Origin of the sequence: Citricoccus sp. (genome assembly GCF_032154715.1) — a bacterium.
GTDB lineage: Bacteria > Actinomycetota > Actinomycetes > Actinomycetales > Micrococcaceae > Citricoccus.
The window spans coordinates 1-19,351 of the sequence record NZ_JALDXU010000063.1 but is presented as its reverse complement, the minus strand read 5'-3'; the positions used below and the strand labels follow the sequence as shown (position 1 = coordinate 19,351).

The window sequence follows — 19,351 nt, the reverse complement described above, 5'->3', positions numbered from 1 at the left end:
AGGTGCACCTGGAGCTGGCCGGAACCGGAGGGGTCAGTCCCCGGTGATCACCGCGTCGGAACCGGCCGCGAAGGGGTCGGTGTCCGTCGGCGCCTCGGCCAGGCCTCGGCGCCCCTCCGTCTCGCCGAACAGCGTCTCGCCGAAGAGCACCTGCTCCGCGCTGTCCGCAGCGGCCCCGCCGACCTCGGGCTGAGTGCCGGCGGACGCACCGCCGGCAGCAGCGCCAGCCTCGGCGTGCGGGGCGGACGCGGCCGGCGAGGCCCCGGCGCCGACGGCCTCGATGAGCTGATCCATGGCCAGCCCGGAACCGTCCCGGGGACCGTACTCGGCCGGCAGCGCCCGGGCCACCCCCTGGGCAGAGGCCCCGAGTGCGGGCTCGGCCCCGGCCCACGCCAGGGACAGCAGGGTCTCGCCCTTGAGCAACCGGTGGGCACGGACCCCGCCGGTGGCGCGGCCCTTCGCCGGGTACTCGTCCAGCGGGGTCCTCTTCACGGACCCCGGGACGGTCCCGGGCAGCGTGTCCTCACCCGTCGCCACGGTCACGACGACGGCCCGGTGGCCCTCCGCAGCCCCCACACCGACGGTGTCAGCCGGGACAGCGGAGAAGGCGATCACGGCATCGTCCCCCGCCACCTTGAGACCGGCCATGCCCCCGGCGGTACGGCCCTGCGGCCGCACCAGCGACGCGCCATAGCGCAACAGCTGGCCCTTGCGGGTGATGAAGACCAGCTGGTCCTCGTCACGGGCGGTGCCGGCGCCGACGACCACATCGTTGCCTTTGAGCGCGATGGCGTCGAAGTCGTCGCGGTTCAGCGGCCACTCGGGGTTGACGCGCTTGACGATGCCGTTCCGGGTGCCGAGGGCGAGCACGGTGTTCAGGGGAACCAGGGCCACGAGGGATTCGCCGCGCTGCAGGGTGAGGAAGTCCTTGACCTTCACCCCGGCGGTGAGGTTCGGAGCGGGGGAGGACTCCGGCAGGGCCGGGATGTCCACGACCTGCACGCGCTGGATGCGCCCCGAGGAGGTGAGGGCGCCGATCTCACCCCGCGCCGTCGCCGGGACCACCGAACGGTAGGCGTCATGGCGCTGGCGTCGCCCGGCCGTGGCCAGCGGGGTGTCATCGGTGGTCCGGGCCAGCTGACCCGCCGTGCTGAGCACCACCCAGCACGGGGTGTCCGGGACCATGAGCCCGTCCGCGCCGCCACCCGGCAGGGCGGACCGGGAGGAGGCACCGGCACCGGCCGCCGGGGAGGCACCCGCGGTGGCGCTGACGGGAGCGAGGTTCTCGGACTCCAGCAGCACCGTGCGGCGGTCGTCGCCGTACTCCTCGGCCACGTCCGCCAGCTCACCGGAGACGAGGTCACGCAACCGTTGCTCCGAGGCGAGGATGGCCTCGAGCTCGGCGATCGCCTGCTGCAGTTCGCCCTGCTCGGTCTCGAGGTCGAGCCGGGAGTACTTCGTCAGCTGGCGCAGGCGCAGCTCGAGGATGTGGTTGGCCTGGATCTCGGTCAGGTCGAAGACGCTCATCAGCCGGGTCCGGGCCGCCGCCGTGTCATCCGAGGTGCGGATGATCTGGATGACCTCATCGATGTCCACCAGGGCCAGCAGCAACCCCTCGACCAGGTGCAGGCGATCCTGCTTCTTGCCCAATCGGTAGGCGCTGCGCCGGCGGACCACGTCGATCCGGTGGTCCACGTACACCTGCAGCAGCTCCTGCAGGCCGAGCGTGCGGGGCTGGCCGTCCACGAGTGCCACGTTGTTGATGCCGAAGGACTCCTCCAGCGGCGTCGTCTTGTACAACTGCGCCAGGACGCCCTGCGGATTGAATCCGCTCTTGAGCTCGATGACGAGCTTGAGTCCGTTCTTGCGGTCGGTCAGGTCCAGGACGTCCGCGATGCCCGTGAGCTTCTTCGCATTGACGGCGTCCTTGATCTTCTCGATCACCTTCTCCGGTCCGACGCCGTAGGGCAGCTCCGTGACCACCAGGCCCGTCTTGCGAGCGGTCACCTGCTCCACGGCGACCTTGGCGCGCATCTTGAAGGAACCGCGCCCGGCCGCGTAGGCGTCACGCACGCCGTCCAGGCCGACGATGCGGCCGCCGGAGGGCAGATCAGGCCCGGGGACGTGTTCCATGAGGTCCGCCAGGGTCGCCTCGGGGTGGGCGAGTAGGTGGCGGGCCGCGGCGATCACCTCGCGCAGGTTGTGCGGAGCCATGTTGGTGGCCATGCCGACGGCGATACCGGAAGCGCCGTTGACGAGCAGGTTCGGGAATGCGGCGGGCAGCACGGCGGGCTGCAGGAACTGGTTGTCGTAGTTCGGCACGAAGTCCACCACGTCCTCGTCCAGCGAGGTCGTCATGGCCAGGGCGGCCGGGGCGAGCCGGGCCTCCGTGTAGCGCGGGGCGGCGGGGCCGTCGTCGAGGGAGCCGAAGTTGCCGTGCCCGTCCACCAACGGCAGGCGCTGGGAGAACGGCTGGGCCAGGCGCACCATGGCGTCATAGATCGCAGTGTCCCCGTGCGGGTGCAGTTTGCCCATGACCTCGCCGACCACGCGGGCGGACTTCACATGGCCCTTGTCCGGGCGCAGGCCCATCTGGCTCATCATGTACAGGATCCGCCGCTGCACCGGCTTCATCCCGTCCCGGGCGTCCGGCAGGGCGCGGGAGTAGATCACCGAATACGCGTACTCGAGGAACGAGGTCTCCATCTCCGAGGAGACGTCGATGTCCACGATATTCTCCTGCTCCAGCGGGATCGCCTGGGCGGCCGGGGCGGAGTTTTTCTTGGGGGTACGGGCCATGGGGTGCTCTGAAGTCCTTGTCGATCGCCGGTCGGTCGCGAGCCTGCCACGGGAACGCGCCAGCGCGAGGGGCGGGAATTGTCTACTGTGATCCTATGGGTGAGAAGCCGAAAACCCCCGAATATCCGGCCTACTGGGAAGCCGATGTCGTCCTGCGGGACGGCACCACGGCACATCTGCGCCCGGTGCGGCCCGAGGATGCCTCGGGGCTGGCGCGGATGCACGAGGGACAGTCACAGAACTCCATCTACCTGCGTTTCTTCACCTTCAAGTCCTCCCTGTCCCGCAAAGAGCTGGAGCGCTTCACCCGCGTGGACTACCGGGACCGGGTCGCGTTCGTGGTGCTGCGCGGGGAGGAGATCCTGGGCATCGGCCGCTACGACCGGCTGGACGACCCCCTCGAGGCCGAAGTGGCCTTCAACATCTCGGACGCCTCCCAGGGCAAGGGCATCGGCTCGATCCTGATGGAGCATCTGGCCGTGGCCGCCCGCGAGAACGGCATCCGCCGGTTCACCGCCGAGGTGCTGCCGGAGAACCGCAAGATGCTCTCCGTCTTCCAGGACACCGGGTTCGAGGTCTCCCGGCACTTCGACGACGGCGTGGTCGCCGTCGCCTTCTCGATCGACCCCACCGCCCAGTCCCGCGCCGTCATGGAGTCCCGTGAGCACCGCGCCGAGGCCCGGTCCGTGGCGGAGCTGCTCGCCCCCGAGGCCGTGGCCGTGATCGGCGCCAGCCGCCAATGGGGCTCCGTGGGCTTCGCCCTGCTGCAGAACATCATCGAGGGCGGGTACACGGGGCCGGTCTACGGCATCAACCCCGAGGCGCTGGAGGTGTCCGGGATGATCTCCCGCGCCACCCTGGCGGAGGTCCCGGGCCCCGTGGACCTCGCCGTCATCGCCGTCCCGGAGGCCGAGGTCCCCGCCGTGGTGCAGGACTGTGCCCGTCACGGCGTCAAGGGCCTGCTCGTGGTCACCACCGGCTACGCCGACGCCGGCCGGGAGGGCCTGGTGCGCCAGCGCGCCCTGGTCCGCCAGGCCAGGGCCAACGGGATGCGCGTCATCGGCCCGGCCTCCGCCGGCCTGATCAACACCGCGCCCGAGGTGTCCCTGAACGCCTCCGTGTCCCCCTTCCTGCCCGTGCGCGGGCCCGTGGGGCTGTTCTCCCAGTCCGCGGTCATCGGTGTCACCCTCTTCGCCGCGGCGCACCGCCGGGGCATCGGGCTGTCCTCCGTGCTCTCGGCGGGCAATCGCGCGGATGTCTCCGGCAACGACGCCATGCAGTACTTCGAGGACGATCCGGCCACCGGGGCCGTGGGCGTCTACCTCGAGTCCGTCGGCAATCCCCGCAAGTTCTCCCGGATCACCCGGCGTCTGTCCCGGTCCAAGCCCGTGGTGGTGGCACGCTCCGATGTGATGGGCCGGCGCCTGCCCCCCGGACACGAGACCCGCACCACGCAGGCGCCCACGGGAGCCGTCGACTCCATGCTGGAGCAGGCCGGCGTCATCCAGGTCGAGAACCACGATGACCTCATGGACCTGATGCAGACCGTGGCCAGCCAGCCGCTGCCGGTGGGCCGCCGCGTGGGCGTGGTCGGCAACTCCCTGGCCCTGAACCGCGTGGTGATGGACGCCGTGGAACACCACGGGCTGACCGTGACCAGCACGGTGCTCGTCTCCGACCTGGACGCCGCCCACGTGGTGGACCAGGCGGTGCGGGCGGTGGGCCGCGCCGTGTCCGAGACCATCGCGTCCGGCGAGGTGGACGCCCTCCTGGTGGTCACCCAGGCCGGCATGCACCAGGAGGTGGGCGACGCCGACCGGCTGGCCGCAGCGATCGAAGAGGCCTCCCGCGGAACCTCCGTCACGGTCCTGGCCTCGCTCACCGGCGTCCTGGACCTCACCTACCGTTCGGCCAGCCTGCGGGGCTCCGGGCCGTCGACCGAGGAGGGACTGCAGCGCGGGGTCCCCGTGTTCTCCTCGCCCGAACAGGCCGCCCGCGTCCTGTCCCGCCTGGTCTGGTACAGCGCCTGGCGGGAGGCCGAGGCCGGGGTGCCCGTGGAACCCGAGGGAGTCGACCGCGACCGCGCCGAAGACCTCATCGAGAACTGGGCCTCGCGCGCCCACGGCACCGACCTGGTCCGCCTCACGGCGGCCGAGGCCGGGGAACTGCTCGGACGCTACGGCATCCGCGTGCTGCCTTCGGCCCGTTTCACCACCGAGGACGAGGCCGTCCTCGCGGCTGACCGGCTGGGCTGGCCCGTGGCCGTCAAGGCCGTGGACTCCTACCTGCGCCACCGCCTGGACCTGGGCGGGGTGCGGCTCAACATCGTGGACGCCGAATCGCTGCGGCGCAACGTGGCCCAGATGCGTCAGGTCCTCGAGCCCTTCGGCAGCCCCGGCCTCGAGGTGCAGTCGATGGCCCCCTCCGGGCAGGCCTGCACCATCACAGCCCTCGAGGACCCGCTCCTGGGACCGGTGGTCTCCTTCGGCATCGCCGGGGACGCCGTGGACCTGCTGGATGACTGGGTCCATCGGGTGCCGCCGCTGACCAACCAGGACCTGGACCGGATGATCCGCGCTCCGCGGGCCGCCGCCAAGCTCTTCGGCTATGGGGGGCTGCCCGCCGTGGACACGGACGCCCTGCAGGACCTGCTGGCCCGGGTGGCCGCCCTGAAGGACGACCACCCGCAGGTGGCCCGGATCCGGTTCAACCCGGTGCTGGCCTCGGACCAGGGCGTCACGGTCCTCTCCGCGGACATCGAGGTGGCCAACGCCGCCCAGCGCACCGACTCCGCACGCCGGGCGATGCGGGACTGACCGGCTGGCCGGGGAACTGCCGTCACGGCCCTCCGGCTTCGGGCCCCTCCCGATAGCATGGAGCCCATGACTCCACTGCGCAGGAATCCGGGATCGGGCCAGCAACCCTCCGGACACCACTCCTCGGGCAACGCCAACTCCGGGTCCGGTGCCGACGCGAACGCTCCGCAGCACCGGCCGGCACCGCCGTCCGACAGCACGGGGGCCTTGATGCCCAGCCTCGGGGCGGACATCGAGCGCGCCGGGTTCTACCCGGAGCTCGTGGCGGACGTCCTGGACTCCGTCCTGGACGGTCGGGAGGTCTCGAGCCACCTGGTGCACGTGGACACGCACTTCGACTATGACGAGATCCACCGCCACATCACCGTGCTGGCGCTTGCCGGGGACATCATGGCGGCCCTGCACCTGGACGACCAGGCGATGGACGACGCGGGCCGGCAGATCATGGCCCAGGTCTCCACCGAGGTGGTCCCCGTGCGGCGGATCGACTCCGTGGTGGCTACCACCATGCACCCGCAGCCGCAGACCTTCCGCCGCGGCGACCCGATCGCCGAGGTCACCCTGTCCGTGACCTGGGCCGGCGGCCAGCGGCTCGATCTGGCACCGGCCGCCTGCGGCGATCCTGAGTGCGAGGCCGACCACGGGTACACCGGAACCTCCACACGTGAGGACCTCGTCCTGCGGGTCGCCGCGGAGGCCGAGGGTCAGCAGGCCGTCGACCAGGCGCTGGCGTTCTACCGCGAACTGCGCCGGGCGACCACGGACGGTACCGGGGCCCGGTCCGAGCGGTGACCTCCGCACCACCGCTGCCCGCAGGCCCTCCCTTTGCCGGCAGATCCCTCTCCGGGGTGCTCACCTCCGCAGCGGCGGCCCTCGGTGCCGACGGCTTCATCAACTCTCTGCAGCTGCCGCGGACCCGGCGCGCCGTCGTCGTCATGGTGGACGGGCTCGGCAAGGCGCTGCTGAAACGCTACGCCGGCCACGCTCCCTTCCTCCGGTCCGTCCTGGAGCGGGATGCTGCCACCCTGCAGGTCGCCTTCCCCACGACGACGGCCGCCTCCCTCTCGAGCCTCGGCACCGGTCTGGAGCCGGGCCGTCACGGCCTGGTCGGCTACGACGTCCTCGACCCGGAGCGGGACACGGTCATCAACCAGCTCGGCGGGTGGGACCCCCTGACCCCTCCGCGCTCCTGGCAGCCGCATCCCACGGTCTTCGAACGTCTCGCCGCCACGCGGCCCGCGCCGGCCGGCCGCACCGGTGATGCCGGTAACACCGGTCGGAGGGTCTCGGCCTTCGACGATCCCGGCGTGGACGCCGTGACCGTCTCCCTGCCGGCGTTCGAGGGCTCGGCCCTGACGGAGGCGTCCCTGCGGGGCTCACGGTTCGTCGGGGCGAAGACTCTGCAGGCCCGGTTCCAGAAGGCCAAGGAGGAACTGCACGCGGCCACCGGCCCGGTGCTGCTGTACCTCTACCTCAACGAGCTGGACAAGGCCGGACACCAGCACGGCACCGGATCGGAACAGTGGCTCCATGCGCTCGAGGAGATCGACGGCGCCGCCCGCCGCCTCAGTGCCGCCGTGCCACGGGACACGCTGCTCATGCTCACGGGAGACCACGGCATGGTGGACGTGCCCGAGTCCGGCCGGATCGACTACGCAGAGCTGCCGGCCTTGGTGGACGGCGTCAGGCACACGGCGGGGGAGCCCCGCTTCGTCCAGGTGCATTTCGAGGCGGACGCCTCGGCGGCCGTACGGGAGGCGACGGCGGCGGCGTGGCAGGCGGCCTTCGCCGACCAGGCCTGGATCCTGACCCGGGAGGAAGCCGTCCAGGCCGGGTGGTTCGGCGTGGTGGACGCGCGGGTGGCGCCGCGCATCGGCGATCTCCTGGTGGCCGCCCACGGACCGATTGCCCTGTATGACGGCCGGAGGGTGGCTCCGGCCGCCTTCGAGATGGTGGGCCACCACGGTGCCCCGACGCGGGCGGAGCGGGAGGTGCCGCTCTTGATGATGCACCGCCCCCGGCGCTGACGGCGGGGGCGACGGCGAGGTCACCAGCGGCGCGATCCACGGCCACGTGGCCCAGCAGCCGGCAGGGAGGTCAGTCGCCCTTGCGGCCGAAGACGATCTCGTCCCAGCTGGGCACCGAGGGCCGTTTCGACTTGGCGCTCGCGGTCCGGGCCCCGGGCTTGCGTCCCGTCGTGCGGCCTTTGTCCCCGGCGGTCTTGGCGGGCTCGTCCTCGCCGTTCCGGGACCGCGGCGTGCCGTCGGCGCCGAAGTCCAGGGCGGTCTGGTCCGGATGCACCTCGGGGGCGGGCTGTTCATCAGCGGCCTCGTGCTCGGGGGCCGCTGCATCGGCGGCCCCGTCGTCCCCGCTGTTCCCGCCGTCGGTGTCTTCGCCATGGTCGTGCTCGGCGTCGTCCTCCGTGATCGCCCAGGCGTCGTGGTCGGCGCTGGCGGCCGGCGTCGTTCGGCCGAACCGCCGGCCCCAACGGCTGGTGCTGGTCTCGTCCGAGGTGCCTCCATCGGCGTGGTCACCCGGGTCGTCGGTGTTGTCCGCGTCGCCGTCCACATCCGCTTCGTCATCCTGGTCGGACGGCGTGGAGGCCACGGTCAGGCGGGGCCGTGACGCCCCCGTGGAGGACTGCTCGTCACGGGTGAGCATCAGGGCCAGCTCGTCGTCGCCGTCCTCGTCCACGCCCAGGCGCTGACCGCGGCGGGCCCGCAAGACGTCCAGCAAATCGTCCTGCGAGTCCTGGTCCACGGCGGGGCGGGGCACGGGGGCCGCGCTGGGGGCGGCCGGCGCCGGGGTCTCGTCCTCTTCCACATTGAACGGCCGGTCGCCCACGGCGGAGAGCCGGCGTCCCCCGAACGGCCCGTCCAGCGGGTCGAGTTCGGAGAGGACCTGGGCCCAGCGGTTCTGGTTGTCGAGGTGCTGGCTGGACTGACGATACGTCCACAGGGCGGGGGACCGGTCTCCGATCGCGGAGGCGGACCCGTCGTGTCCATCCGTGGAGAAGTGGAGGCTGATGGTCCAGAATCCCTCCGGGTTGCGCCAGGCATCCCACTGGGCCGTGGCCGGGTCCATGCCGAGGGACGTCAGGCGGTGGCGGACCATGTCACCCAACAGGGCTGGCTCCTCGCCGAACGTGCTGCGGTACAGATCGTGTCCGGTCTGCGGGGCCGCGACCTCGACCTGCCGGGCCAGGTGGGCGATCCAGTCGCGTTCGGCCAGGACCGGGCCCTCGTACTTCCGGACCCGCTCGAGGTCCACACCGGATTCGGCGGAGACCTCTTCGGCGGTGGCGCCGGCACGGATGCGGGCCTGGATGTCACGCGGGGTCACCACTCCGGCGGCGGCATCGGCGGCGCGGGCGGAGGGCCGGCCGATGGGGCGGGTCGCTGCGGATCGCAGGGCTTCGGTCACCGGCAGGGAGAACTCCTCGCCGGCCTCGTTGCTCAACAGCAGGTGTCCGCCATCCTCCTGGACACCAACGAGACGGAGTTCCTGCATGTTTGTCCTCCACGGTCGGTCTACCCACATTCTCCCACCGACTTTGCCACGATTCGGCGGGGCATGCACCACGCCGGTCCGGTGTGGCGCGGATCCGTCGGGGGCGCCTGGCGCGTGTCCGCTCTCAGCGATTTGGTTTTTCCCTGGACGTGGGGAACAATCTCCACGACGCGCAGACTGAAGCCAAGGCCCCGTGGGCCTTCTGCCCCGGTTTCTCGCGACCGGTTTCCCCGCTATCCCCGGGGGTTCCGGTGACCTTGTCGCAACATCCCACCCACGGTCGGTCATCGCCGGCCACACCAGCGGAGCGTGAATACACCCCTTATGGCCACCGATTACGACGCGCCACGCAAGAACGAAGATGAGCTGAACGAGAGCTCCATCGAGGAACTGAAGAACCGCCGCACGGACACGCAGTCCGCCGTGGTGGACGAGGACGAGGCTGAGGCCGCGGAAGGCTTCGAACTGCCCGGCGCCGATCTCTCCGGCGAGGAACTGATGGTCCGGGTGCTTCCCGCCCAGGCCGACGAGTTCACCTGCGCCTCCTGCTTCCTCGTGCGCCACCGTTCGCAGGTCGCCAAGGAGAAGGACGGCCTGCTGTTCTGCAAGGACTGCGAGGGCTGAGTCAACGACTCTCCCGCGGGCTGCGTTCCAGCCGAACGCCACACAGGCCGGCCAGGTACTCCTGGCCGGCCTGTGGTGTTTCTGCTCTCAGTCGGATTCGGCTCTCAGTCGGACTCGGCGTCGCGGGCCATGGTGCCGCCCAGGATCTCGACGAGCTGCTCCGGATTCCTCGTGCTGGTCAGCCAGTACGGGGTCCGGTCCCGCTGATCCTCGATCTGGATACGGACCACCGGGTCGATCCAGCCGCGGATGCACATGAAAGCCAGGCCGTGCAGGGCCGGGCCGCGCTGGTGCGTGGCATCGTCTCCGCGGTACCCGGTCACCGCGCCGACGTAGCGGCGCTCGATGCCAGCCCGGCCGACCTGCAGGGATCGTTCGGTGACCTGGATCCTAGGTGTGGAGAGCGTCAGCAGGATCGCGATGATCGCGAAGACCACCACGGCGGCCCCCAGGCCGATCTCCAGTCCGATCGGCACGAAGACCAGGATGGACAGGCCGGAGATCATCAGCGCCATCAACCAGATCCACAGGGACGGACGCAGTTTCTCTTCGTAGAGGACCCGATCGGGCGCCTCCGGGCTGGGAGGCTGACCGGGCTGTTCCGCAGGGGCCGAGGAGGATTCATGCATGTCTTCTAGAATCCCACGTTTCGCGGGGCAGGGTGAATCGGCGCCGTCCCGGCGCCGTCCCGGCACCGTACCTCCGTCGCCGGAACGGCGCAGGGACGGAGCGGGGTTCTCCGGTACAGTGGCCGCGTGAATCAGCCAGCGCAGTCCCTTGACACGTCTTCCGTCGACGGTGCCGTGGAGCGTCCCACGGTCGCCCTGACCATGCTCGACGACGGCATCGAACCTCCCGCCTATGCCCTCCCCGGGGACGCCGGTGCGGACCTGCGGACCACTGAGGACGTGGTGCTGGAACCGGGCGCCCGCGCCCTGGTGCCGACCGGCGTCGCCCTGGCGCTGCCGGTGGGCTTCGTGGGCCTCGTGCACCCGCGGTCCGGACTGGCCGTCCGCCAGGGGCTCAGCCTCGTCAATGCCCCCGGGACCATCGACGCCGGGTATCGCGGAGAGATCCAGGTGCCGCTGCTGAACACGGACCGGACGGAGACGATCCGGCTCCGGCGGGGGGACCGGATCGCCCAGTTGGTCATCCAGCGGGTGGCCCAGGCGCAGTTCGTGCTCGTGGACGAGCTGCCGTCCTCGGACCGCGGCGCCGCGGGCTTCGGATCCACCGGCGGATTCGGCTCGGAGACCCCGGCACCCAAGGCGTGACAGTTCTGCGGCGCCGCCGCACTGACCTAAGCTGGACTGGCCATCCCCGCGCGGACGGCCTGACCGGTTCGGCTCGGTCGGTCGGACGGTGGCACGGGCCAGGCACGAACCAGCATCCTCTACACGTGACACGGATTGGCAGGCAGGCACATGATCTTCGGCCGTAACCGGAACGTCAAGACCGAGACGGTCGCCCTTCCGGAGGAACTCCAGGACCCCCGGGACCAGCTGGCGACCGAGCCGGAAACCGAGGCCACCGGCCCCTTCGACATCGCCGACCGCCCCGAGGCGGACGGCTACCTCGACCTGGGATCCCTGCGCATCCCGGTGGTGAAGGACATGAAGGTGCGCCTCGACCTGGAGGACACCACCAAGCGCCTGATCGGCGTGACCCTTCAACTGGGCCAGTCCTCCTTGCAGGTGCAGGCCTTCGCGGCCCCGCGAGCGGGCGGCATCTGGGAGGAGATCCGCGGCGAGATCCTCGAGTCCGTCACCGCCACCGAGGGCGCCCAGGTGGGGGAGCAGGAAGGTCAGTTCGGCACTGAGGTCGTCGCCCGGATCCCCGCCAAGATGCCGGACGGTTCGCCCGGCTGGCGGGTGGCCCGTTTCGTCGGCGTGGATGGCCCCCGGTGGTTCCTCCGCGGCGTGATCGGTGGCGAGGCCGCCTTCAAGGCCGACGCCGTGGGACCCGTCAACGAGCTGTTCTCCCGCATCGTGGTCCGGCGTGGGGACGATCCCCACCCGCCACGGGAACTGTTGCCGCTCACCCCGCCTGAGAACATGCGTCCCGTGCGCCAGCCGGACCAGGCCGGCCCAGAAGGCCAGTCAGGCCAGCCCGCTGAGTCGGCCGAGACCGGTTCATCCGGGCCGGCGGGATCACCGCAGCCGACGGGCCGGTCAGAGGCTCCGACCATCGTGGATCCGCGCCAACGGCCGCCGGAGCGCGGGCCCGAAGTGACGGAAGTCCGCTGACACCGTCCATGGCCACCTCCGCCGCGCCGGCACCGCAGCCCCTGCCGCGGGCGGGAACGGGGGGCGCCGCACGCCGGGAAGCCCATGGGGCCCTCGTGCGGCGCGTGGGCCTGGTGGCCGCCGTCCGGTTGGCGGCCGCAGCCGGACCGGTGCGTTTCGCCGTGGACCTGGTGACCGAGGCCCCCCGTCCGGGCCGGGTGTCCACCGGTGGCGATCGACTGCGGCTGGTCTGGATCGGGCAGCGCCGGATCCCCGGCATCGAGGCCGGGCGCTGGCTGCGCGTCGAGGGATTCCTCTCGGAACACGACGACCTCCCGACGGTCTTCAACCCCCGTTACGAACTGCTGGCAGGAGCGCCGCATGACCCACGATCCTGAGACCTCCGGCGCACCCACGCCGCAGGACACTCCGAACGGCACACCGGCCACGCCCGCTGCCGATCGCGTCCCGGAGCGTGACGACCCACGCGACCCGCTCGACGCGGCCCTGCGCAAGGTCGGGTCCGGCACCGCCGTGACGGAGAACGGGGAGATCGATGTCCTGGCCACGATCGGCGGGTGGCGCGGCCTGGTGGAATCGGTCCTGCCCTCCGCCGTGTTCCTGGTCGCCTTCATCACCTCCCACAACCTGTGGGGTGCTGGCATCGCCGCCGTGGTGGTGGCCGCCGCCTTCAGCGTCGCTCGACTGGTCCAACGCCAGAGTCCGGTCCAGGCCCTGGCCGGACTGGCCGCCGTCGTGCTGTGTGTGGTGGTGGCGCTGAACACGGGCGAGGCGAGGGACTACTACCTCTGGGGATTCGTCACCAACGCGGCCTATATCGCCGCCATGGCCGTCTCTGTCCTCGTCGGCTGGCCGTTGCTCGGTCTGGTGTTCGGGCTGGTCCGCAACGAGGGGATCGCCTGGCGCCAGGACCCTCAGCGCCGCCGGCGCTATGCCCTGGCCACCTGGATCCTGGTGGCGGCCCTCGCCCTGCGGCTGGCCGTGCAGATCCCCCTCTACCTGGCCGACCTGCTGACGGCCCTGGGTACCGCACGCCTGGTGATGGGCCTGCCGCTCTATGCGCTGGCCCTGTGGTTCGGTTGGTTGGTTTCGGCCCGGCAGGACACGAAGCCGGTGTCCGAGGGCTGTCCGGACCAACCTGGCGCCTGAGCTTCTCTGCCCACAGTCGATCCTTTTCTCAGGACCCTAGCCGCGGGTCTCGCGCTGGGAGAGCGACTCGCGCTGACCGCGGGCCTGCCGCTCGTCCTCGGGCACCAGGACGTCCCGCAGGCGGGACTCCGCCTCCTCGGTGGCCAGGAAGAACAGTTCGTCACCGGCTTCCATGACGTCGTCGTCACTGGGGGTGATGGGACGGGTGTCCCGGATGATGGACACCACGGAGATGTCCTCCGGCCAGGACACCGAGCCGAGCCGGCGGCCATCGGCCCAGTGTCCGGCGGGAACCGTGAACTCCACGAGAGTGGTCTGGCCCGACTTCAGCGTCAGCAGCCGCACGAGGTCACCGGTCTCCACGGCCTCCTCCACCAAGGCGGTCATGATGCGCGGCGTGGAGACAGCCACGTCCACCCCCCACGCCTCATCGAAGAGCCAGTCGTTCTTGGGGTTGTTCACCCGGGCCACCGTCCGGCCCACCCCGAACTCGGACTTGGCGAGCAGGGACACCACGAGATTGACCTTGTCGTCGCCCGTGGCGGCCACCAGGACCTCGGCCGTCTCCAGGTGGGCCTCCTGCAGGACCGTGAGCTCGCAGGCGTCCCCCATGAGCCACTTGACGCCTCGAAGCCCAGAGCGGGCCACGACCTCGGGCTTGGTGTCCACCAGGAGGACCTCGTGGCCGTTGGCCAGCAGTTCACGGGCGATCGAGGAACCGACGGCACCGGCTCCGGCGATGACGACCTTCATGCTCGGTCCACCTTTCCGCCGTCCTCCGGACGGTCCTCCAGCAGGCCGGCACCGGTCTGCGGTCCGGCCGTCAGGGCGCGTTCGGCCTCGGACTGACCGGAGACGGACATGACGGCGTGCACGATGTCGCCCTGTTGGTAGAGGGTGCCGCGGGTGGGGACGATGCCCTCGCCCATCCGGGTGACGAAGGCGACGCGGAGGCCTGCCTCCGCCTCCAGCTCGGCCAGGGGGCGCCCGATCCAGGCGGGGGAGACCCGCACCTCGCTCATGATGATCCGCCCCGAGGCGTCCCGGAAGTCACCGGCCAGGTCGGCATCCGGCAGGATCCGGCGCAGGACCTGGTCCGTGGACCAGCGCACGGCTGCGACCGTGGGGATGCCGAGCCGCTGGTAGACCTCTGCGCGCCCCGGATCGTAGATCCGGGCGACGACGTGCTCCACGCCGAAGGTCTCGCGGGCCACGCGGGCGGCGATGATGTTCGAGTTGTCCCCCGAGGAGACGGCGGCGAAGGCGTAGGCGTCATGGATCCGGGCCTTGGTCAGGGCGTCCCGATCGAACCCGACCCCCGTGACCCGCTGTCCGCCGAAGTGCCGTCCCAGACGCCGGAAGGCCCGCTCGTCCTGGTCCACCACGGCGACGGTGTGACCACCCCGCTCCAACGTCAGAGCGAGGGAGGAACCGACACGGCCGCAACCCATGATCACGAAGTGCGCCATCGGATTCCCTCCTGATTCACCGGCCTGAGGCCTCGCCCTGACGTAGCGGCACGGACCTGGCTGTCCGGACTGTCGAACGGCTGGCGCCGCCAGCGAGTCCAGTGTGCCACGGTCGGCCGGCACCCCGGTCCGCGGCATGCCGTGCCGGCCCGGGAATCGCACGGTGAACCGCACGTTGACGGTACGGCGAAGGTGCGTGGGTGGTGTGGACCGGCGGGCGCGGTACCGTAGTGCCGTGGCAAGGGTCCTGGACAGCATGCGTCGTCTCCTCGTGGGCCGGCCCTATGACACGGAGCGGTTGAACCGCCGGCCCCTGGGCCGGTTCACCGCCCTGCCCGTGTTCTCCGCGAACGCCTGGTCCTCCATCGCCTATGCCCCGGATGAGATCCTGCTGACCCTGGCACTGGGCGGCACGGCCGCACTGGCCCTGGGTCCCGAGATCGGCGTGGCCGTGGTGGCGGTGATGCTGCTGATCGTGGTGTCCTACCGGGTGGCCATCCGGGCCTACCCCGAGGGCGGGGACTATGCGATCTCCCGGGCCAACCTGGGCCCGTGGGCGGGCCTGACGGTGGGGGCCGCCATGATGCTCGATTTCGTCTTCACGGTGGCCGTGTCCATGGCCGCCATGGCGCACTACCTCGTGGCGGTGATCCCCGTGCTGGAAGGTGGGGAGACCCTGATAGCCGTGGCCGGCGTCGTGGTCCTGGCCATGGCGAGTATCCGCGGTGCCGGACGCGGACGGGTGACGCCCGCCGCACTCGCCTACGTCTTCCTCGCCTTGCTGTTCGGCATGATCGTGGCCGGCATCGTCCAGGATGTGACGGGCACCCTCGGACCGGCGACGTCGGCCGGGGTCGAACCCGTGCCCGATCCCGCCTTCTCCGAGGGGCTGGGCGGACTGGCGCTGGCGGTCCTGGTTCTCCGGGCGTTCTCGTCCGGCTCGGCGCTCGCCACCGGTGTGGAGGTCCCGGCCTCGAACGTGGGCGCGATGGCCAAACCGAGGGTCCGCCTGGCCCGGTCCGTGATGCTGGCGATGGGCCTGACGGCCGGCGCGTCCACGCTCGGGGTGATGTACCTGGCGGACCGCACCGGGGTGGTGTTCGTCCTGGACCCGGCCGGCCTGCAGGCCGTCGGCGGGGGCCCCGTGCCCGAGGACTACGTGCAGAATCCCGTGCTGGCCCAGCTGGCCAACGCGATCCTGGGCCACGGCGGGATCCTGGCCGGCGCCCTGATCCTGATGGTCGCGGTGCTGCTGGTGCTGGCCGGCCACTCGGCGTTTAAGTCCTTTCCGGAGCTGGCATCACGGCTGGCGGCGGACGGTTACCTGCCGCGGCAGCTGCTCACACGCGGTGACCGCCTGGGCTACACCAACGGCGTCGTGCTGCTGGCCCTGGCCGCCCTGGCCCTCGTGGTCGTCTTCCAGGCCCAGACCGCACTGCTGGTCCAGCTCTACGTCATCGGCGTGTTCCTGTCCTTCACCATCAGTCAACTGGGCATGGTGCGGCACTGGAGCCGTCAACTGGCGCACACGCCCGGCGTCCGGGCCCGCCAGGCCATCCGGACCCGCAGGCTGGTGAATCTGGTGGGTCTCGTGGTCACCGCCCTGGTCGCCCTGGTCGTCCTCGTGACGCGGTTCGGCCAGGGGGCCTGGGTGGCCCTGCTGGCGATCGCGGCAATGGTGTTCGTGATGTCCCGGATCCGGGGTCACTACGATTCCGTGGCCTTGGAGCTCGACCTGGCCTCGGCCGAGGATGCCCGAGCGCTGCCCTCCCGGGTCCATGCCGTGATCCTGGTGATGTCCATCCAGCGGCCCACGCTGCGGGCCCTGGCCTATGCCCGGGCATCCCGGCCCTCCAGCATGGAGGCCGTGGTGGTGGATCTGGACAAGCAGTCCACCGGCAGACTGGTGGCGGCCTGGGACCGGCTCGGGCTGCCGGTGCCGATCACGGTGCTGGCCTCCCCCTACCGGGAGATGTCCGAGCCCCTGATCCGCCACCTGCGGGCGCTGCGGCGCACCTCGCCACGGGACCTGGTGGTCGTCTACATTCCCGAATACGTCGTCGGCGGTGGCTGGAAGGCCCTCTTGCACAACCGGACCACCAAGCGGATCAAGGCGCGCCTGCACCACGAGCCGGGCGTCATGGTCGCCTCGGTGCCGTGGCAGCTGGCGACGGCCCGTAGCCGGGGTGCCAGCACGTCCTGGTCCGACATCCCCGCCCCGCCCACCGGTCCCTGGACCGGCCCAGTAGAGTCTGGGGTACAGGGCAACGGATCCCCGGCCGATCAGGCCGACCGCCCATGACTGCTCAGGAGGACGGCGAGGATGACCACCATCCGCGACACCAGCAATGTTGACGTAGCCCGCCAGCCGGTGCACGGTGCATCCGGAGTGCCGGAGATACCCCTGATCCTCGAACTGGAGGCCGGGCCAATGGCCCACGGAGGCCACTGCGTGGCCCGGCACGAGGGGCGCGTGGTGTTCGTCCGCCACGCCATCCCCGGCGAGGTGGTCCGCGCCGTGGTGACGGAGGCGGGGGAGGGGGCTCGGTTCTGGCGTGCCGACGCCGTCGAGGTGCTCCACGGCTCCGAGTTCCGACGGACCCACCAGTGGAAGCTGGCCGACTCCCTGCGCGCGCACGCGGCCGGTCGGCTGCCCGTGGGCGGCGCCGAGTACGGGCACATCGTGCTGCCGCACCAGCGGCGCCTCAAGGCCCAGGTGTTCCGGGACACCGTGGCCCGGATCGCCGGCCTGCAACTCGAGGTGCACGTGACCGGGGCGCCCGGGGACGATCCCTCCGGGCTGCACTGGCGTACCCGCAACGCCTTCGCCGTGACCCCCACCGGTCGGCTGGCCATGCACGCGCACCGCTCCACCGTGCTGGTGCCGGTACGGAACATGCCCCTCGGCGTGCCGGGGCTGGATGCCCTCAAGCTCTGGGAGCTGGACTTCTCCGGTCTGTCCCGGGTGGACGTGGCCACGCCGGCCTCGGGCGAGCCGGCCCTGGTGCTGCTCACTCCCGCTGACGGCGCCGACCTGTCCCAGCTGGGCGGCCGCATGCACCGGCAGACCAGTCGGCTGCCGGAGGGCACCTCCGTGGCGCTGATCGTGCCGGGTGAGAACCCGAACGACCGGCCGGAGGTGCACCGCCTGCGCGGCCGGACCTGGACCCAGGAGACGGTGGCCAGTGCCCGCGGGGCCGAGCACGCCTTCCGGATCACCGGGGACGGCTTCTGGCAGGTCCACCGGTCCGCTCCCTCCATGCTGGTCGACGCCGTGCTCGCGGCGGGCGATCCGCAGCCCGGGCAGGTCATCGCCGACCTGTATGCCGGTGCCGGACTGTTCTCCGCGTTCCTGGCGGACCGGGTCGGGGCCGAGGGACTGGTGCTGTCCGTGGAGGCCGCACCGGGGGCCAGCCGGGACGCCCGGCGCAATCTGCACGGGGTCACCCAGGCGGCGGTGCTCAATGGCATGACGGACCGCGTGCTGGGAGGCTGGCTGTCCAAGCCGGACGAGCCGGTCGCCGACTGCGGGCTCGGCGGGCGCTCTGTCGACGCGGTCGTGCTTGACCCGCCACGGGCAGGCGCGGGAAAGACGGCCGTGGAGCGGATACACCGCCTGGACCCGGAGAGGATCGTCTACGTGTCCTGCGATCCCGCGTCCTTCGCCCGAGACCTGGGGCTGTTGTCCCAGGCCGGCTGGACCGCGGCGGCGGTCGACGTCTACGACCTCTACCCGGACACCCACCACATGGAATCCGTAGCCCTCCTCACGAAGTCCTGACCACGGCACCGGAGTCAAGAAAACATGCGGCTCCGTCAAGAACGCCACAAATCTCCCCGTCACGCATGACATCTGCGCGGGTGAAGCGCGGGATCCTGCCTTCCCTGGGGATAGGATGGTGAACGAGCCCCCTGTGACGGAGTCGTCGGACTTCGGCCCAGGATCGGCATGTGGCCGCCACCACCGGTCCGTTACCGCCCGCACGCGGTACGGGACGCCCGGTGGAACGGCAATGGCACTCAAGACCGGCCAATCGCCCTGACCCAGGGCGGGAAGAGGAGTCCTCCGTGACTACTGTTGACAGCTTCGGCTCCAAGGGCGTCCTGGACGTCAAGGGCGCCGAATACGAGATTTTCCGGCTCAACAAGGTGGAGGGTGCCCAGAAGCTCCCCTATTCCTTGAAGGTCCTGTTGGAGAACCTGCTCCGCACCGAGGACGGCGCCAATATCACCGCCGACCACGTGCGCGCGCTGGCGTCCTGGGACCCGACCGCGCAGCCGGACACCGAGATCCAGTTCACCCCCGCACGTGTCCTCATGCAGGACTTCACCGGCGTGCCCTGCGTCGTGGACCTGGCGACCATGCGTGAGGCCATCAAGGACCTCGGCGGCGATGCCAACCGGGTGAACCCGCTGGCTCCGGCCGAACTCGTGATCGACCACTCCGTGCAGATCGACTCGTTCGGCAACGACCAGGCCATCGAGCGCAACATGGACATCGAGTACCAGCGCAACGGTGAGCGGTACCAGTTCCTGCGGTGGGGCCAGACCGCCTTCGACGACTTCAAGGTCGTCCCCCCGGGCATGGGCATCGTCCACCAGGTCAACATCGAGAACCTGGCGCGCACCGTCATGACGCGTGAGGTCGACGGCGTCCTCCGTGCCTACCCGGACTCCTGCGTCGGCACCGACTCCCACACCACCATGGTCAACGGCCTGGGCGTGCTGGGCTGGGGCG

General features: G+C 71.0%; 16 protein-coding genes. 11 read left to right on the top strand and 5 right to left on the bottom strand.

Annotated elements, in window-relative coordinates; translation table 11 throughout:
* Positions 1 to 33: 33 nt before the first annotated feature.
* The gene (locus RUH65_RS11055; RefSeq protein WP_313817469.1) at positions 34 to 2,799 is read right to left on the bottom strand and encodes a DNA topoisomerase IV subunit A; all 2,766 of its coding nucleotides are present in this window, start codon (positions 2,797 to 2,799) and stop codon (positions 34 to 36) included.
* A 95-nt stretch (positions 2,800 to 2,894) separates the two neighbouring features.
* On the opposite strand from RUH65_RS11055, the gene RUH65_RS11050 reads away from it, so the two are divergent.
* From RUH65_RS11050 to RUH65_RS11040, 3 genes are all read left to right on the top strand, one after another.
* Entirely contained in the window at positions 2,895 to 5,615 is a 2,721-nt protein-coding gene (locus RUH65_RS11050) for a GNAT family N-acetyltransferase (RefSeq protein ID WP_313817467.1), read from the top strand.
* Between the two features lie 66 nt (positions 5,616 to 5,681).
* Entirely contained in the window at positions 5,682 to 6,407 is a 726-nt protein-coding gene (locus RUH65_RS11045) for a DUF5998 family protein (protein ID WP_313817466.1), read from the top strand.
* Complete coding sequence (locus RUH65_RS11040; protein WP_313817464.1) at positions 6,404 to 7,642, top strand: alkaline phosphatase family protein; 1,239 nt, start codon at positions 6,404 to 6,406, stop codon at positions 7,640 to 7,642. Before RUH65_RS11045 ends, RUH65_RS11040 begins: the two co-directional genes overlap by 4 nt.
* Before the next feature lie 70 nt (positions 7,643 to 7,712).
* On the opposite strand, the gene sepH is transcribed toward RUH65_RS11040, so the two are convergent.
* A complete protein-coding gene (sepH, locus tag RUH65_RS11035) occupies positions 7,713 to 9,125 on the bottom strand; it encodes a septation protein SepH (RefSeq protein ID WP_313817463.1) in 1,413 nt (470 codons plus the stop codon).
* A gap of 324 nt (positions 9,126 to 9,449) precedes the next feature.
* Here sepH and RUH65_RS11030 point away from each other — a divergent pair, with 324 nt between their 5' ends.
* A complete protein-coding gene (locus RUH65_RS11030; protein WP_159554876.1) occupies positions 9,450 to 9,749 on the top strand; it encodes a DUF4193 domain-containing protein in 300 nt (99 codons plus the stop codon).
* A 104-nt stretch (positions 9,750 to 9,853) separates the two neighbouring features.
* Here RUH65_RS11030 and RUH65_RS11025 read toward each other — a convergent pair whose 3' ends face one another.
* Positions 9,854 to 10,378, bottom strand: a complete 525-nt coding sequence (locus tag RUH65_RS11025; protein WP_313817462.1) for a DUF3093 domain-containing protein — start codon at positions 10,376 to 10,378, stop codon at positions 9,854 to 9,856.
* A gap of 201 nt (positions 10,379 to 10,579) precedes the next feature.
* Between RUH65_RS11025 and dut the strand changes: the two genes are divergently transcribed.
* The 4 genes from dut to RUH65_RS11005 all read left to right on the top strand — a co-directional run bounded on the left by dut (position 10,580) and on the right by RUH65_RS11005 (position 13,144).
* On the top strand, positions 10,580 to 11,023 hold the full coding sequence (dut, locus tag RUH65_RS11020; RefSeq protein WP_313817470.1) for a dUTP diphosphatase: 444 nt from the start codon (positions 10,580 to 10,582) through the stop codon (positions 11,021 to 11,023).
* A gap of 150 nt (positions 11,024 to 11,173) precedes the next feature.
* Positions 11,174 to 11,995, top strand: coding sequence for a DUF3710 domain-containing protein (locus tag RUH65_RS11015; protein WP_313817460.1), 822 nt, complete (start codon positions 11,174 to 11,176; stop codon positions 11,993 to 11,995).
* A gap of 8 nt (positions 11,996 to 12,003) precedes the next feature.
* On the top strand, positions 12,004 to 12,372 hold the full coding sequence (locus RUH65_RS11010; RefSeq protein WP_313817459.1) for a hypothetical protein: 369 nt from the start codon (positions 12,004 to 12,006) through the stop codon (positions 12,370 to 12,372).
* Positions 12,356 to 13,144 (top strand): DUF3159 domain-containing protein, encoded by a 789-nt coding sequence (locus tag RUH65_RS11005; RefSeq protein ID WP_313817458.1) that lies wholly within the window; start codon positions 12,356 to 12,358, stop codon positions 13,142 to 13,144. Before RUH65_RS11010 ends, RUH65_RS11005 begins: the two co-directional genes overlap by 17 nt.
* Positions 13,145 to 13,180: 36 nt before the next feature.
* On the opposite strand, the gene RUH65_RS11000 is transcribed toward RUH65_RS11005, so the two are convergent.
* Together RUH65_RS11000 and RUH65_RS10995 are read right to left on the bottom strand one after the other, a co-directional pair.
* Entirely contained in the window at positions 13,181 to 13,897 is a 717-nt protein-coding gene (locus tag RUH65_RS11000; protein WP_313817457.1) for a TrkA family potassium uptake protein, read from the bottom strand.
* Entirely contained in the window at positions 13,894 to 14,613 is a 720-nt protein-coding gene (locus RUH65_RS10995) for a TrkA family potassium uptake protein (protein WP_313817456.1), read from the bottom strand. The genes RUH65_RS11000 and RUH65_RS10995 overlap by 4 nt, the downstream gene beginning before the upstream one ends.
* Positions 14,614 to 14,848: 235 nt before the next feature.
* On the opposite strand from RUH65_RS10995, the gene RUH65_RS10990 reads away from it, so the two are divergent.
* The 3 genes from RUH65_RS10990 to RUH65_RS10980 form a co-directional block, all read left to right on the top strand.
* Entirely contained in the window at positions 14,849 to 16,915 is a 2,067-nt protein-coding gene (locus tag RUH65_RS10990; RefSeq protein ID WP_313817455.1) for an APC family permease, read from the top strand.
* 21 nt (positions 16,916 to 16,936) lie between these two features.
* Complete coding sequence (locus RUH65_RS10985; protein WP_313817454.1) at positions 16,937 to 18,394, top strand: class I SAM-dependent RNA methyltransferase; 1,458 nt, start codon at positions 16,937 to 16,939, stop codon at positions 18,392 to 18,394.
* Positions 18,395 to 18,681: 287 nt separating this feature from the next.
* A partial coding sequence (locus RUH65_RS10980) for an aconitase family protein (protein ID WP_313817453.1) occupies positions 18,682 to 19,351 on the top strand: 670 nt, incomplete at its 3' end.

Excerpts from the sequence above, each read along its gene's own strand:
- RUH65_RS11055 (WP_313817469.1), bottom strand. The coding sequence starts at position 2,799 with ATGGCCCGTACCCCCAAGAAAAACTCCGCCCCGGCCGCCCAGGCGATC.
- RUH65_RS11050 (WP_313817467.1), top strand. The coding sequence starts at position 2,895 with ATGGGTGAGAAGCCGAAAACCCCCGAATATCCGGCCTACTGGGAAGCC.
- RUH65_RS11045 (WP_313817466.1), top strand. The coding sequence starts at position 5,682 with ATGACTCCACTGCGCAGGAATCCGGGATCGGGCCAGCAACCCTCCGGA.
- sepH (WP_313817463.1), bottom strand. The coding sequence starts at position 9,125 with ATGCAGGAACTCCGTCTCGTTGGTGTCCAGGAGGATGGCGGACACCTG.
- RUH65_RS11030 (WP_159554876.1), top strand. The coding sequence starts at position 9,450 with ATGGCCACCGATTACGACGCGCCACGCAAGAACGAAGATGAGCTGAAC.
- RUH65_RS11025 (WP_313817462.1), bottom strand. The coding sequence starts at position 10,378 with ATGCATGAATCCTCCTCGGCCCCTGCGGAACAGCCCGGTCAGCCTCCC.
- dut (WP_313817470.1), top strand. The coding sequence starts at position 10,580 with ATGCTCGACGACGGCATCGAACCTCCCGCCTATGCCCTCCCCGGGGAC.
- RUH65_RS11015 (WP_313817460.1), top strand. The coding sequence starts at position 11,174 with ATGATCTTCGGCCGTAACCGGAACGTCAAGACCGAGACGGTCGCCCTT.
- RUH65_RS11010 (WP_313817459.1), top strand. The coding sequence starts at position 12,004 with ATGGCCACCTCCGCCGCGCCGGCACCGCAGCCCCTGCCGCGGGCGGGA.
- RUH65_RS11005 (WP_313817458.1), top strand. The coding sequence starts at position 12,356 with ATGACCCACGATCCTGAGACCTCCGGCGCACCCACGCCGCAGGACACT.
- RUH65_RS11000 (WP_313817457.1), bottom strand. The coding sequence starts at position 13,897 with ATGAAGGTCGTCATCGCCGGAGCCGGTGCCGTCGGTTCCTCGATCGCC.
- RUH65_RS10995 (WP_313817456.1), bottom strand. The coding sequence starts at position 14,613 with ATGGCGCACTTCGTGATCATGGGTTGCGGCCGTGTCGGTTCCTCCCTC.
- RUH65_RS10985 (WP_313817454.1), top strand. The coding sequence starts at position 16,937 with ATGACCACCATCCGCGACACCAGCAATGTTGACGTAGCCCGCCAGCCG.